We start from the raw sequence: 14,441 nt of genomic DNA, 5'->3' as shown, positions 1-14,441 counted from the left end.
TAATCCCATTTATTATTTACAAAAATATAACTTATGACAGATTCTATCGTCCTCTTCCCTCATCTTTTCCTTGTTTGAGCATTAACTTTCGGATAGCATTAACTTTCTTTATTGCAGGAGCAATACTATTTAGCGTATTTCTCATATGACCTACTTTTTCATCTATTTTTTCTTTAATACTATTTTTAGATTTGCTTTGATCCTTCTCTTTTTCATATGACGGCATTTGTATCGGTTTTTGTGCTATAATATCTTTTATCGGTTGTTCTTTTTCAGGTGCTTTATACTGCTTGGTTACTTTTTCTGCAATTTTTTCAATATTTTCTGTAGAAATATGATAAGAAGATGATTTATTAAAGGCGTGCGTAACTTTTGATAAGGTAGTCTGTTTTTTTTCTAATTCTTGTGATATTGATCCAATTAACTCAGCTTTATGTTTTGCTAAATCTTCGACCGGCATACCTTGTAAAGACTTTGATAGTGCTTTAGTAATTTTCTCTTTATGTTCGGCATCTATAGAAAATTCTTTTCCTTCTAAATTTTTTAAAGACTGTTCGATTATTGTATTTGCTAATGGTTGTACAAAAACCTTTGTAATGTTATTAACTTTTGTTTCAAGTTCTGCGGGTGTTAATGAGTCCGATTTAACTCCGATTTCTACATGTTTAGGTTTGCTGGAAAGAGGTTCCTTATTTCTTATCTGATCTTCTAAAACATATTGTTGCTCAGGAGGTAATTTATTATAATGTTCTGTTTTTCTTGCAAGCGGTGCATCAAGCATAAAGCCCGCAGATTTTGCTGTTCGTGCCTCTATTGTATCTTCAGACAAAGTTGCACGTTTTTCATAAAATCCTCCTTTATCCGCTAAGGTAGCATAATGGTCTTCAATTGCCGGTGATATTTTAGGAGCTATATATTCACCTTTATCATTAAATGTGCCTTTCATTCCTGAGCGTTCAGCTTCTACTTGTAATAATTCCTGAAAAATCTTAGTATCGGCTGTTCGACATTGAAAATTTGGATCGTCCGGCGGTAGTAAGTTATGTGCTTCTCGCATTACCATGGAATTTAATTTATGTAGAGCATCGTCACTTAAATTATTGTTCAATGCTTCAACAAAGCTAGCTCTTTCTTTTGGTTTAGTGGCAAAACTATCTCTAAGTACCGCAACGTCACTTGGCGTTACTTCTCCCTTAACTATTCTATCCACTATTTCCGGTTTAACAAAACCGGGGATTATATCATCTTCATCTGCCATTATTTCTCTCAATTATTATTTGTATTAAAAATAGTGCCGCTTAGAATTTTATATAAATAACAAATAAATTGTATCATTCGAGAGTAATAAGTCGATATATTAAGTAAAATTGATGAATTATTTATAAATTAATTTGCTTTTTTACACAGAGCTTTTGTGAAATAGAAAAAACTGATTTTATTATTTACCGGGAAACCTTTTTTTACAAATATTCATTAACGCCTCAGAAATTTTTTCTATTTCAGGAGTAGTAATAGAAGTTAACATTTTCTTGTCAACAGCTTCAAGAAAATAATTATATAACTCTTTAGATATTTTGTTTGACTTTTCTTCATTTGTTTCCCACCGAACAATCAAATGGGGTTTAATAATGTTAAGGGTATCTAATGCAATTGTTGCTATTACTTCGTGTTTATTTTGACCAAGCTCTTTCATACGGGGTAGTAACGCATCGTAAAACGCTTGAGCATCGGGATCATCATGTATTATACTCAGTAGGCTATCGGCAGAAGGTCCGTTAGCACATTCTGTTGCTATGCTTATTGTTGTTCTCAAATGATCTTTATCAAGTAAGAGTTGTTTAAAATGATCTTTTTCACTTAACCGTTTTTTTCGATATTCTTCGATTGTTTTGTTTAAAAGTTCAGAGAATTTGTCATAAAAAGCAGGGGCTTCATTCCTCAGCTCATTTATAGTATTTTTAGTTGCTGCAGCGACACGATCGGCTTTTGACGCATCGCTTGTACCTTGTTCGGTCATAATTGCCGTGAGCTGATTTGGATCGTGAATATTGACTTTTTCAATAATAGTATAAGCCGGAAAGGCAATAATATGATCGTCAAGAAGCTCATAAATTTTCGGCTCATATTCTTTGATATTAAACATCTCTTGGTAACGATTTCGTACAGCACGTTTAAGTTCGGTAAAATTCTGCCAGTCGGTGTGAAATATATCTAGCTTTTCAGCAAAAATTTCATAGGCTTTTTCGGATGCTAAAGCAATCCGCATATAAGAGGCAAATTTTTGCAGCTTTAAATAAAAATCATCTCTAATAATATTATCGGCTAAATGTTGCTGTAATTGTTCGGTATCTGCTTTATTCGGTACGTCTGCAAAAATATCCCAAATATCTTGATGCAACTGCGGAATTTCTTCTAATTTTTTTTGAATATCATACACAGTACCCTTTAAATCTTCTTCATCAAAATTTTTAAGAGCACGATATTTACCGAGCGTTTTATGTAAATTGCCAAGTAATCCTTCATAATCGATTATATATCCGTGCTGCTTAAGGTCATTGTCCTCTTCTGCAAATAAGCGATTCACACGAGCAATTGCCTGCAAAAGAGAATGCTCCTTTAATTGCTTACATATATACAGCACAGTATTACGTGGTGCATCAAAACCGGTTAGTAATTTTGAGACGACAATTAAAATTTCCGGATCGCTAGCTCCTTTAAAATCTTCAATTATTTTGTTATTATAATTTGCTTCCGAGCTATATTTTTTTAGCATATCTTTCCAGAAAAGCTGAACAGGGTTTTTGGAAGTACGATCTACTTCCTCATTATCCTCACGATCATCCGGCGGGGAGATGATAACCTCACATGTTACGTGACCTATCTCATCTATAATTTTTTTAAAGCGAATAGCGGCAGCTTTGGAAGGTGCTACTAATTGAGCTTTGAGACCTGTTCCTTGGCAGGTTTGCCGATAATGTTCGGAAATATCTATAGCTTTTGCATAAATAGTTTGTTTAGTTTGGGATAATTTAGAAGCACAAGCAAATTTTGATTTTAAAATATGTTTTTTATCATCCGTTAATCCTTTAGAGATACGATCAAACCATTCATTAATAACTGTGCTGCCGAGCTTTTGCTCAATATATCGACTTTCATAAATTAAAGGAACTATAACGCCGTCACGTACGGCTTCCTCTATGGTATATGTATGAATAAATCCGCCGAATTTTTCTACACTAGATTTTTCTCTTTTTAAAAGAGGCGTACCGGTAAACCCTATATAGCAAGCTTTCGGTAAGATCTTCCGCATCTTTGCAGCGAAAAGACCGTCCTGAGTACGATGCCCCTCATCGACAAGCACAAAAATATTTCTATCCTCATCTTTAAAATTTCGGCTAGCTGCTGCTATATCAAACTTATCCGTACTGAACTTATTAATTACTGTCGTTATAAGGGTCTTTCTCTCTTCAATAAGTTTAATTAAGTCTTTTCCTGAAGTGGCACAAACCGGCACGAACTCACAAGATTTGAACGTATTTTTAAGTTGGTTATCAAGGTCAGTGCGATCGGTACCAAAATAATACGGCTATTGGCTATATTCTTAATTAATGCTTTGGCAAGCATTACCATAGTTAAGGATTTACCAGTACCTTGCGTATGCCATATTACCCCGCCTTCTCTCTTCCTTATTTTATCAGGCTGGTTTACTCTTTGCATGGCGGCACGTACAGCAAAAAATTGCGGATAACGTGCTAATTTTTTTATCCGCCCGTCAAAAATACAAAAATCGTGGACAATTTCAAGTAAACGCTCAGGACGACATAATGCATAAAGTCCACGATCTTGTGCAGTAACCTTGAACAAACCTTGTGTTTGTTTTTTCTCAAAATTAGTTTTTTCAGATGCAAAATCTCCGGAAAAAAGCACAAGTTTTTCTTCATTTGTCAGAGGTCGATTAATTAGTTTGTGAAGGTCCGCCTCTTTATCCTCCATGTCGTGCCAAATTTGCCAATGTTTTTTTGGGGTATTGACTGTGCCGTATTTTACTTCCTTGCTACTAGTAGCAAGTAATAATTGAGCGTAATGAAAAAGATGCGGGATATCTTTCGCTCCTTGGTTACGTATTTGCTGAGAAATAGCTTGCTCAATAGATATACCGGGTTTTTTATTTTCAATAATAACAAGGGGTATGCCGTTAACGAATAATACAATATCACAACGACGGGTTTTAGATGGGTCAACGCATTCTACCCTCATTTCAATCGTAGCATGATAAATATTATTGTGCGGATTTTCCCAATCAATATATTTGAAAGAGGGGCTTTTTCGAACACCGTCAATAGTTTTTTCGATAGCAACGCCTAAAGTTAAGTGATCATAAATTGTTCGATTAGCATCCATTAAACAGTTTTGCGTGGTAGATGGAAGTTTAAGTTTGCGGATCGCCTCTTTAGCGTCTTCTATATCAAAATAGTAAGTTTTTTCACGATAGGTAAATTTATTAAATTCTAAGGTTTTTTCAATTAATATATCTTCAAGTAAGACATTACTTAATTTACCCCGTCTTTTTTGCACCTCTTCTTGCGAAAGCGGTATATAGCCAAATGCAATCAGCGATATCATCGCCGGCAGCTGAGAAGTAGTTTTTTCATTAAGCTTAAAGGTCATAGTTTTTAACCGTTTTAAAGTCATTTATAAAAATAATATATTTAAAGTCTTCCTATATTAAAAAATTTCGTGTATTAATAAAAATAAGGATTGGGCTTTTCCTGGTCGACAGTAGGGTATTGGTCTATCCGATGCCCTTCGGTTTTTTAAGATTACACAAAACATCTCTATCTTACTCCCTCGTCCGCTTTCACCCGCCATTGACCGGTTAATAGCTTTTGCATCAAACCTTGTTTTTGGTTTTGAAGTGCTTTTTTATAAAGATATAAACCATTAATTAAATTTTGTTGTTCACTAAGAATTTTACTAATTTTTTTTTGCTCTATTAAATCAGGAAGGCAAAGCTCAATGTTTGAAAAATCAGCCCAGCGTAACTTTCCTCTACGATCAACAGAAGAGGTAGTTAAAGCTCGAAAAATATGGACATAGGTCTTTGTTTTTAATAAACGGAAAAGAAAATCGTGATAAATGTATTTATTGTCAGGAGTAAAAATAGTATAAATTGGACTAACAACAGCCTTATCTTCTAAGTTTTGTAATCCAATAGAACCTTCTTCAACATGGTTGCTTGGAAAACCAAAATCATTACGACAAATTATTTTATAATTAGTAAGTTTTTTGCTAAAAATTTGTTTTTTAAAAAAATCTAATGACTTTACAAAGCCATAATACTTTGAGCATGAAAGTACAGTATAATTATTATTGCTAACATTAAATTCTGAACGTTCAACAGCAATGTCTTTAATACGTAAAAAGCTCCAATCACTAGGAGCACTGCACCATTTATATTTTATTCGGTTAGTAGTTTTTTTATTATCAACCCTCAAATATCCGTAAATCAGTAATACTGTAAGCAAAGAAAGATATTTTTTGCTTATCTCAATCAAATATTCAATTTTTTCTAGTGCCTTATCCCATGTACGTAAAATAGAGGCGATTTTTTGTTGCTCCGGTAGAGGAGGAAGAAAAATTTTATAATTTCTTATAAAGGATGAGGGAACCATTTTTCGACCGGTCGTACCGACCATTTCTAATTTTCCTTTTTTCCTAAAAGTTTTATTTAAAGTTATGTTTAGTAAAATATAGGGGTCAATTTTTTCAGTTGCTCGAAGAACATAAAACTGACCGCTACCAAGACCTATGCCATTAATAAGCTCCTTAGCTAATGCACCTTTACCATTTTCAAAACAAGGGCTAATTATCGCAACTAATATATCTCCTTCAAGAAACTTAGAATAACCTTTTGAAACCTCTGAATATTTACATCGATGATTATTTATAATCGTCCCTTCGGTTGAAATATCAACCATACCTAAAAATGATACTTCTGTATCAGGAGACATTTTAGGAACTTTTGGTGCTATTTCTACAACATCACCTAGCTTAACAAAAAGGTTAGAGCTTTCTTGCATCACACATCAATCCCTAGCTCCTTCAAATAAGCATCCATTTTGGTACGTATTTCTATTAACTCACTTTCGATTTGGCGGATTTCTTTTTGCAATTCTGCTATATCAATTTCCTCTTCAAATGTATCGACATAGCGAGGGATATTAAGGTTAAATTTGTTCTTGCGGATTTCTTCAATATCAGCTAGATAGGCATATTTGTCGACCGATTTACGCTCACGATAAGTGTCAACAATTTTTGCTATATGCGTCTCTTCTAAGTAATTTTGCCCCTTGCCTGCACGAAAAAATTTGCTAGCATCGATAAATAACACATCTTGACGTTTTTCATTTTTTCCTCCTGATTCTCGTGAGCGATCAAATACTAAAATAGCTACAGGTATACCGGTTGAGCTAAAGAGATTAGTCGGTAACCCAATTACTGCATCTAGCAAATTTTCTTCAATTAGATGCTGACGTATTCGCCCTTCGGATGAACCACGAAATAGCACGCCGTGCGGCACGACTACTGCCGTACGTCCTTTAAGCGGTTTTGTTGTTTCAATCATATGGCTAATAAAAGCATAATCGCCTTTAGTTTTAGGCGGGACACCACGCTTGAAACGTTTATGCTCGTCATTAGCAGCATTTTCATATCCCCATTTATCTAAGCTAAATGGTGGATTAGCAACAACAACGTCAAATTTCATTAGCTCACCATTTTCAAGCAAGGTAGGATTATTCAATGTGTCCCCCCAATCAATCTTTCAATTACCCATAAGTCATTTTCATTGCAATATTAAATCCTAACCTAAGGTCAACCAACCTAGACAACCCTCTCCACATTACTATATTCCCAGGAGGTGGGTCTAATGCTCTGTTCATATACCCGCCAAGCCTGGCTATCTTGGTTAAGTAATAAGAAAGAGTTTTGTTTTGTATGTTATCACTAGCTTTATTATTGGGCAAGGCATTAATTAGGGTAATTTCTTCATCTGTTAGAGCTAATTCTGGTGGTGCATTAGGTGTACACCTATTCATCATAGTCATCCAAAAAATTCTCCAACTTACTATACAGAATATAGCAATAATATTATTCAGGCGTGCCTCTGTCCTGAGTTTTAATGATTCAACTCTGCAACCGGACTTGAGTATTTTATGAAAAGTTTCTATTTTCCATCTTAAGGCATACCAATCGAGTTTTTCAATGGCTTCATCTATTGTTGTAACAGGTAAATCTGTAACAAGCTTCCATATTATTTTTTCTCTACTAGTTGGCGTTTCTTTTTCTATTGCATGGATGATTGTGAGTAGTAATGCTGGATATTTCTTCTGCTTAATACCAACAGGAGGAAGTATTTTTATATTCTGATATCTGATTTCTAAGGCCACTTCTATCATACTACCATCCGAGCTCTTGATCGCAATATTGTGCAATCCATTGATTTTTACCGTATTCATTTTATTAGTAATAGTACGAGAGCCATCTTCAATTAACCGATCCTGACAAATTCTGACAAGAAAATGCGTATCAAATTCTTTCGCTATTACAAATAATTCATAAATGTCACTTTCCCTATCCCCAATATGAACACATCTCTGTGGTGCCTTCAGTAGAACAGTCGATTGTGTCAAATTTTCTAGCCAGCGATAACTTTCTTTTTCTTCAATAGGTAATCTGGTATAGTTAATACGTTTTTTTAATTCATTAGTTCCTTTAAATTGCTTGCGTGTCCAAAACTTGATGGCACAAAGACCTAGTGGTAAACCATTGTCAGTTATTGCTAAACTTGAATGCATTAAAATACCACATTTTTTATGCAAGATAGGTCTACCCATTATATCCTTACCTGTATGGATGTTTTGAGTCCAGCCTATATCTTCAGCTTTTATTCTATTATATGAAAACTCTGTAGTGTCCTGAAGTACAAGTATCTTTCCTTCTTTATGAGCTGATACACGTTCTTTTGTAATCCGGAAATGTCCTTCTAATATCTCTTGTGTGCTTACCTTATCATTTGACAGAAATCTATATGCAGCTTTAGTATTTGCCCAGTCTTGACAGGCAAGAGGTATAGTTTGACCTAAACTGTTCCATATCTGTTCAAGTAGTTTTCTAAAACGTTGCTGTAAACGCTTATCCTTAAAACCATTACCTGCACTATCGCTATCTAACCACTTCTTCTGACCATGGTTTCTTACTACCTTACTTAATTCTGCTTGTGTTGAAAATTTATTTCTTGGCATTATTTACTCATAAATTTTTTCCTATTGTATATTATTTTATAACTTATGGGTAATTGAAAGCCAATCAATGCGTGTACTGTCTTTTGCATGCAAAAACATATTCATTCGTGCTAATGCCCAAGTAGAGCCATTCATTTCTTGTCCAAAAAGTGCATAGTTATCCTTTTTTACTTTTTTAGTTTCAGAGTGATTTTCTTCTTGGTCAGAAAGTTTAGTATTATAGTTGTTTACTTCTTCGGCTGCATATATTAAAAGTGAACCGGAACCGCAAGCCGGATCGCAAATTATATCCCCGGGCTTTGGTGCTGCAAGTTTAGCGAGCAACCTTGATACTTGTGCAGGAGTATAGAATTCGCCGGCTTTCTTGCCGGCACTGGATGCAAAGTTTGAGATAAGGTAAATATAACATTCCCCTATAATATCTTCCTTTACCCGATCTGGGTTTAAATCCAATGCCGGTTTATTAAAATCTTCTAACAAGCTTTTTAAACGGCTGTTACGTTCTTTAGTTTTGCCGAGGCTAGATTCGGAATTAAAATCAATATTACGGAATACGTCGGCTAATTTAGAACGATTTGCCTCTTCTATTTTCTCTAGTGCCTCATTAATAAGTTCTCCGATATTTGCCTCGTTACGTTTAGCGAGTAAATCGTAAAAACTAGTGCCTTCCGGCAGAAAAAAGCGCTCTTTCTTTAAGTAACAATCAATAAGCGAGTCATCGTTGTTAAATCGCTTTTGATATTCAGCTACGTCATGTTTCCATATATCGGAGATATATTTGAGGAACAACATCACCAGAATATAGTCTTTTAATTTGCTGGATCCATTACACCACGAAACGTATCGCAAGCAGCCCATGCAGCTCTATTTATTTGCTCTTGTGTTATTTGTTTGTTCATTAGTAAAATTACCTTTTTATAATATTCTCTATTGCGATAATAATTTTAGAGCTTCAAAAGCTTATATAGACTTTAAAAACTATTTATTCAACCAATTAATGAAAATTATAGATGTAAAATATTTAATCGGTAATAAAAATACCATGAAGTTTTTTTTACTAATCGATAAATAAAGAAAAGGATAAAGGAAGTAGTTGGCTTATTCTATTTTTGATATTTTTCTACCATTCTAGCAATCGATCGCTCTAAAGGAAAATCTTTAGGATAATGAGAGGAAAGCCCCACCCATTTTAATTCATTTGCTTCATCGTTTTTTATAAAATCATCATTATCAATTGTTTTTAATAAAAACCTTACGTCATAATGATAATGTGCTAATTCCCCATATCTTTCAGGTATATAATGAATATCTATATCGTAAATTTCCGTGCTTATCGGTTCAATTTCCTCAATACCTGATTCCTCTTTAGCCTCTTTAATCGCTACCGCTAACACGTCGCTATCACCGTCACAATGACCACCTAGTTGAATCCATTTGTTTAACTTGTTATGATGCATTAATAGAAATTTAGTTTTATCAGAATTAAGCAAAAAAGCTGATGCGGTAAAATGTCCGATTGCTAATTCTCGGCTAAATGGATTCTTATAATTATTCAAAAACTCCAGCATTTTTATTTTGCTCTCTGCTTCCTCCGAGTAGCTGCTATTATAGTTTAATAATTTGTTGCGTAGTTCCATATAGTATTTACAATTTTATGCCATTTCTGTGTTGTATTGTTGTGTGGCTCGGTAAAAGCAGCAGTATGTCATTCTAGTTCAAACGGGACGTTGTTGCATGGCTCGAATTTTTGTTGTCATTCCCGCGAAGGCGGGAATCCAGAGAATATTTAAGCGAATTATATAGTAAATTTTTATATAATTTTGCTTATTTTAAGTGTTTTTTCTGGATTCCCGCCTTCGCGGGAATGACATATAACACTTTTTTCGATCCATGCAACAACGCCTAAAAACGGGAGTGTAACGCATCCAACAACTAAATTTATAGCTTCTCAAGCGGTAAGATTTAAGAGAATTTCCTGATTAAGTGCTCTAGTAGAAGATAATTCTATACCGAGAGCAAAGAATATTTTAACCAAAGCAACAGATAAATCATTAATCATTTTATCCGTATGTGCAGGCGTCGGGATAATCCTTAAACGCTCCGTACCTCTTGGCACGGTTGGAAAATTAATATGCTGAACGTAAATACCGTATTCGGCAAGCAACATATCGGAAGCTTGGCTAGTTTTGATCGGGTCACCGATGATTATCGGGATAATATGGCTTTTATTTTTTAAATACGGGATATTAAAACGGTCAAAAGAATTTTTAAGCTTGAAAACCACTTCTTGATGTTTTCGGCGTTCTTCACTCGATTCTTTAAGATGTCTGATACTAGTCGTAGCGGCAGCAGAAATTACCGGCGGCAATGAAGTCGTAAAAATAAAACCCGGAGCCGTAAGCCTTATAGCATCCACTAAATGGTAATTTGCCGTAATATACCCGCCGATAGTGCCGTAAGCTTTACCGAGCGTGCCTTGAATAATATCAATCTCATTACTGCAATTTAGTAACTCGGCAATACCGCCGCCTCGTTTACCGTATAGCCCGACAGTGTGAACTTCATCGATAAAAGTTAAAGCGTTATATTTTTTAGCTAAGCGGATTATATCTTTAATAGGGGAAAAAAGACCGTCCATAGAATAAGCAGATTCAAAAACAATGATTTTCGGTCTATTAATATCTACGGCTTGTATTAACTCTTCAAGGTGATTTATATCTAAATGCCGATATATATGCTTCTCGGCTTTAGAGTTTGAGATACCGGCAATGATAGATGCATGGTTTAATTCGTCCGAAAAAAATATCAAATTAGGCATGATTTTAGCAAGGCTAGCAAGCGTTGTATCATTTGCTACGTAACCGGAGGTAAAAACTAATGCTGATTCTTTGACGTGTAAATCGGCAAGTTCCATTTCTAATTCAATGATAGAGCTGTTATTGCCGCCGATATTTCGCGTGCCGCCGGAACCGACACCGTATTTTGCTAAAGCATCTATAGAAGCTTCAATAACGCTTTTGTGCCTACTCATACCTAAATAATCGTTAATGCACCACATTACTATATCATTATCGCCGCACCGAGCGAACGGGAAATTATCGGCTTGTCTTCTTACCGCCTTAAATTCTCGATATCTCCCTTCACTTTTAATTTTATCTATGTGGCTGCTAAATATAGTATCGTAAAACATTAAGTCTATTATTTTTTATTTAAAATCCCATAACGGGGATTTTACCCTAAAATTAAATAAGTTTAAAGTTATAATTAATTTTATGTTAGATAGTGGCTTATAACTACTTTATACCAGTTAGCATTTTCTACTTCTTAAAGGCATTGTTGCATGGCTCGGTTTTACACTTTGTGTATTCCCTCGAAAGATAACAATATAACAAAATTAAGTAAGTTAGATACCAGCTTTCGCTGGTATGACACCAAAAATTCGAGCCATGCAACAACGCCTTCAGTCGCTCGCAATGACGTTTAGGGTATCCATACAACAACGCCCTTCTTAAAATAAAATTACAATTTTTGATCCTTTACAGTCCTAAGGGCTAATTTAATTATTTTATTGATACCGGTTTTAGTATAAGTAGAAATAGGAAAAATTTCTTTGTCGGTAATTTTTTGTAAGCTACTTACCTTTTCGGTAATTTCCTCCTCGGTTAAAATATCGCACTTATTAAGGCAAATAATCTCGGTTTTATCCTTTAATAAATCGGAATATGATTCTAATTCCTGCCGAATGGTTTTATAATCCGTTTCAACATTCTCACTACTTCCGTCTATCAAATGAATTAATACGTTACAACGCTCAATATGCTTTAAAAACTTATCTCCCAAGCCGTGTCCTTCATGTGCACCTTCAATTAATCCCGGAATGTCGGCTAGCACAAACTCCTCCTCATCAACATATACTACTCCAAGATAAGGTGCTAAAGTAGTAAACGGATAATCGGCTATTTTAGGTTTTGCTGCGGTAGCAACTGACAAGAAGGTGGATTTACCGGCATTCGGCAAGCCGACAAGCCCAACGTCGGAGAGTAATTTAAGACTTAAATTAACCCACATTTCTTCGGCTATTTCGCCTTCCGTTCGACGCCTTGGAGCCTGATTGACCGATGTTTTGAAATGGCTATTACCAAGCCCGCCGTTACCGCCTTTAATTATTTCAAAACTTTGCCCGTCTTCCGTAAAATCATATAATAATATATCGCCGTTTTCTGAAAATATTTGCGTACCTATCGGCACGTCAAGAATTAAGGATTTACCGGATTTACCGCTTTTATTCGAACCTTTGCCGTTCTCACCGCTTGTGGCTAAAAAATGTTGCTTATATCTAAAATTCACTAAAGTATTAAGGTGGTAATTACTTCGGAAAATAATACTACCGCCACGTCCTCCGTCTCCTCCGTCCGGTCCTCCTCTATCAATAAATTTTTCTCTATGGAAACTAACGCAGCCATTGCCACCGTTACCGCCCTTTATATATATTTTAGCTTCATCAATAAAGTTCATATAAATTTTTTTAACTAATTACTTTGCAGACTCTATTATAACTATTATGCCGTTTTTATCCAACCAATAAAAATCATTAACTTTAAGCAAGACCTCTAACCCGGATATTGCATGAAGTGAGATTTAAAGTAAGAAATTGAGTAATTTATAATATTAGCAATGATACTTTTGTAAAAATTTTGCCAAAAAGTGCTTTGAAGCCGTTATTTTCAAATTTTAGATGTAATGCCCCTTACCCCATTTTTTCTAAGCACCGGGAACAGTGCTAATCTAGGTTATTCTAATGCTAATTTCTTCATCACATGATTCCATACCTGTCGGTAAGGATATGATGAAGATAACAAAAACTTAATACGCCTAGTATTACGGATAATTACTACCCCAATTTTTAATAATTTTAAACGTATTGTACCTATTTGTGCTTTTGCTAATGCACTACCTTGTAATAAATTACCTCTGATATATTCTACTAAAGTGTATGCAAGACCCGATAAAATCATTCTGAGCTGATTAGCCCACCATCTATGACAAGAAGTACGATCTGCAAATAATTCTAGTTGTTGCTCTTTTATACGGTTTTCCATATCACCACGACCACAGTAAACTTTGTCGTATAAATCTTCAGGTTTATCTGATAAATTAGTTACTATATACCTTGGATTTTCTCCAAGCATTGTCATTTCTGCCTTACCAATTATTCTACGTTCATGACTCCAACTACCAGCCTTATATGGAAACTCACTAAAAAGACGTTGCTTTTCTTGGGTTATAATAAATGCTGCTTTTGACTTCTCCATTGTAGGTTTCAGTAACTCATTTAGTCTGTTATTTTGGGGCATTCCTACAATATATTTTATATTATGAATATCACACCAATCAAACATCTGATGACGACAAAATCCACTATCACCACGAAAAATAATCTTTACCTCTGGCCAAGCTTGGCGAAAACGTTTTACTAACAATGATAATATTGCCCAAGAATGTTTTGCTTGATCCTGCTTTGACGTCCTAAGATAACTAACTAACAGATGCTTTCCACAAAAAACATACAAAGGTAAAAAGCAATTATGACCGTAATAACCATGATAAAACTTACCTTCCTGTTGCCCATGAATTTCATCATCCGTAGCATCAAAATCAAGTATTAGCTGCTTTGGTACTATTTTATGAGACTTAATAAATTTATCAAGCATTAGTTCATGCACTTTAATTGCAAAGTGTCTATCAGCATTGTTTTCTATACGACATAAGGTAGAACTACTTGCCATATCATCAATTGTTTCCATAGCTGTTTGCATAGCAGGACATTTTCGTAGATAATTGTGGTCATTTAAATCTTCATAACCTAATGCAATACCATAAATTCGTTGCCTCAGCATTGTTGCCATATTATGGGTAATTTTACTACCATCTCGTCTATCAGGAAATATTTTAGCAAGCTCCTCTGTTATACCAAGCCTTTTATCTGCTTCTCTTAATAACAACACACCTCCATCGCTACTAATATCACCTCCAGTGAAATTTATCTCTATTGTCCGATTTTTTACTTTGGAAAACTGGTAACTATATGCTATACAATTTGTCATGACAAAATCCTTTGTATTATTCTAATGAAATACC

10 protein-coding genes and 1 pseudogene are annotated in these 14,441 nt (G+C 34.8%); all 11 read right to left on the bottom strand.

The window, feature by feature from the left end:
- Positions 1–43 precede the first annotated feature (43 nt).
- Positions 44–1,258, bottom strand: a complete 1,215-nt coding sequence (locus AAGD48_RS09270) for a DUF5410 family protein (RefSeq protein WP_341789789.1) — start codon at positions 1,256–1,258, stop codon at positions 44–46.
- Positions 1,259–1,438: 180 nt separating this feature from the next.
- A complete protein-coding gene (locus AAGD48_RS10695; protein WP_410526042.1) occupies positions 1,439–2,986 on the bottom strand; it encodes a UvrB domain 3-containing protein in 1,548 nt (515 codons plus the stop codon).
- 138 nt (positions 2,987–3,124) lie between these two features.
- A pseudogene (locus AAGD48_RS10690) lies at positions 3,125–4,623 on the bottom strand (type I restriction endonuclease subunit R); the annotation flags it as partial.
- Between the two features lie 212 nt (positions 4,624–4,835).
- A complete protein-coding gene (locus tag AAGD48_RS09260) occupies positions 4,836–6,080 on the bottom strand; it encodes a restriction endonuclease subunit S (RefSeq protein WP_341790784.1) in 1,245 nt (414 codons plus the stop codon).
- Positions 6,080–6,820, bottom strand: coding sequence for an N-6 DNA methylase (locus tag AAGD48_RS09255; RefSeq protein WP_341790783.1), 741 nt, complete (start codon positions 6,818–6,820; stop codon positions 6,080–6,082). The genes AAGD48_RS09260 and AAGD48_RS09255 overlap by 1 nt, the downstream gene beginning before the upstream one ends.
- Positions 6,821–6,827: 7 nt before the next feature.
- Positions 6,828–8,303, bottom strand: a complete 1,476-nt coding sequence (locus AAGD48_RS09250; RefSeq protein WP_341789378.1) for an IS4 family transposase — start codon at positions 8,301–8,303, stop codon at positions 6,828–6,830.
- Positions 8,304–8,339: 36 nt separating this feature from the next.
- Positions 8,340–9,095: a class I SAM-dependent DNA methyltransferase gene (locus AAGD48_RS09245; protein ID WP_341789788.1), complete on the bottom strand. Its 756-nt coding sequence runs from the start codon at positions 9,093–9,095 to the stop codon at positions 8,340–8,342.
- Between the two features lie 311 nt (positions 9,096–9,406).
- Entirely contained in the window at positions 9,407–9,940 is a 534-nt protein-coding gene (locus AAGD48_RS09240; protein WP_341789787.1) for an NUDIX hydrolase, read from the bottom strand.
- A gap of 311 nt (positions 9,941–10,251) precedes the next feature.
- Positions 10,252–11,493 carry a 5-aminolevulinate synthase gene (gene hemA / locus AAGD48_RS09235; RefSeq protein WP_341789786.1) on the bottom strand — a complete coding sequence of 414 codons (1,242 nt, stop codon included), beginning with the start codon at positions 11,491–11,493 and terminating at the stop codon, positions 10,252–10,254.
- 329 nt (positions 11,494–11,822) lie between these two features.
- A complete protein-coding gene (gene obgE / locus AAGD48_RS09230; RefSeq protein ID WP_341789785.1) occupies positions 11,823–12,818 on the bottom strand; it encodes a GTPase ObgE in 996 nt (331 codons plus the stop codon).
- Between the two features lie 275 nt (positions 12,819–13,093).
- Positions 13,094–14,407, bottom strand: a complete 1,314-nt coding sequence (locus tag AAGD48_RS09225) for an IS1380 family transposase (protein WP_341789277.1) — start codon at positions 14,405–14,407, stop codon at positions 13,094–13,096.
- Positions 14,408–14,441: the final 34 nt, after the last annotated feature.

The sequence above is a fragment of the Rickettsia endosymbiont of Polydrusus tereticollis genome (assembly GCF_964026385.1).
Taxonomy (GTDB): domain Bacteria; phylum Pseudomonadota; class Alphaproteobacteria; order Rickettsiales; family Rickettsiaceae; genus Rickettsia.
Note: the sequence above shows the minus strand (reverse complement) of the source record. Positions and strands in the feature narration are given on the sequence as shown.

What these genes read in the sequence shown, in the direction of transcription:
- AAGD48_RS09250 (WP_341789378.1), bottom strand. Translation starts at nt 8,303, where the DNA reads ATGCCAAGAAATAAATTTTCAACACAAGCAGAATTAAGTAAGGTAGTA.
- obgE (WP_341789785.1), bottom strand. Translation starts at nt 12,818, where the DNA reads ATGAACTTTATTGATGAAGCTAAAATATATATAAAGGGCGGTAACGGT.
- hemA (WP_341789786.1), bottom strand. Translation starts at nt 11,493, where the DNA reads ATGTTTTACGATACTATATTTAGCAGCCACATAGATAAAATTAAAAGT.
- AAGD48_RS09240 (WP_341789787.1), bottom strand. Translation starts at nt 9,940, where the DNA reads ATGGAACTACGCAACAAATTATTAAACTATAATAGCAGCTACTCGGAG.
- AAGD48_RS09260 (WP_341790784.1), bottom strand. Translation starts at nt 6,080, where the DNA reads ATGCAAGAAAGCTCTAACCTTTTTGTTAAGCTAGGTGATGTTGTAGAA.
- AAGD48_RS09245 (WP_341789788.1), bottom strand. Translation starts at nt 9,095, where the DNA reads ATGTTGTTCCTCAAATATATCTCCGATATATGGAAACATGACGTAGCT.
- AAGD48_RS09225 (WP_341789277.1), bottom strand. Translation starts at nt 14,407, where the DNA reads ATGACAAATTGTATAGCATATAGTTACCAGTTTTCCAAAGTAAAAAAT.
- AAGD48_RS09270 (WP_341789789.1), bottom strand. Translation starts at nt 1,258, where the DNA reads ATGGCAGATGAAGATGATATAATCCCCGGTTTTGTTAAACCGGAAATA.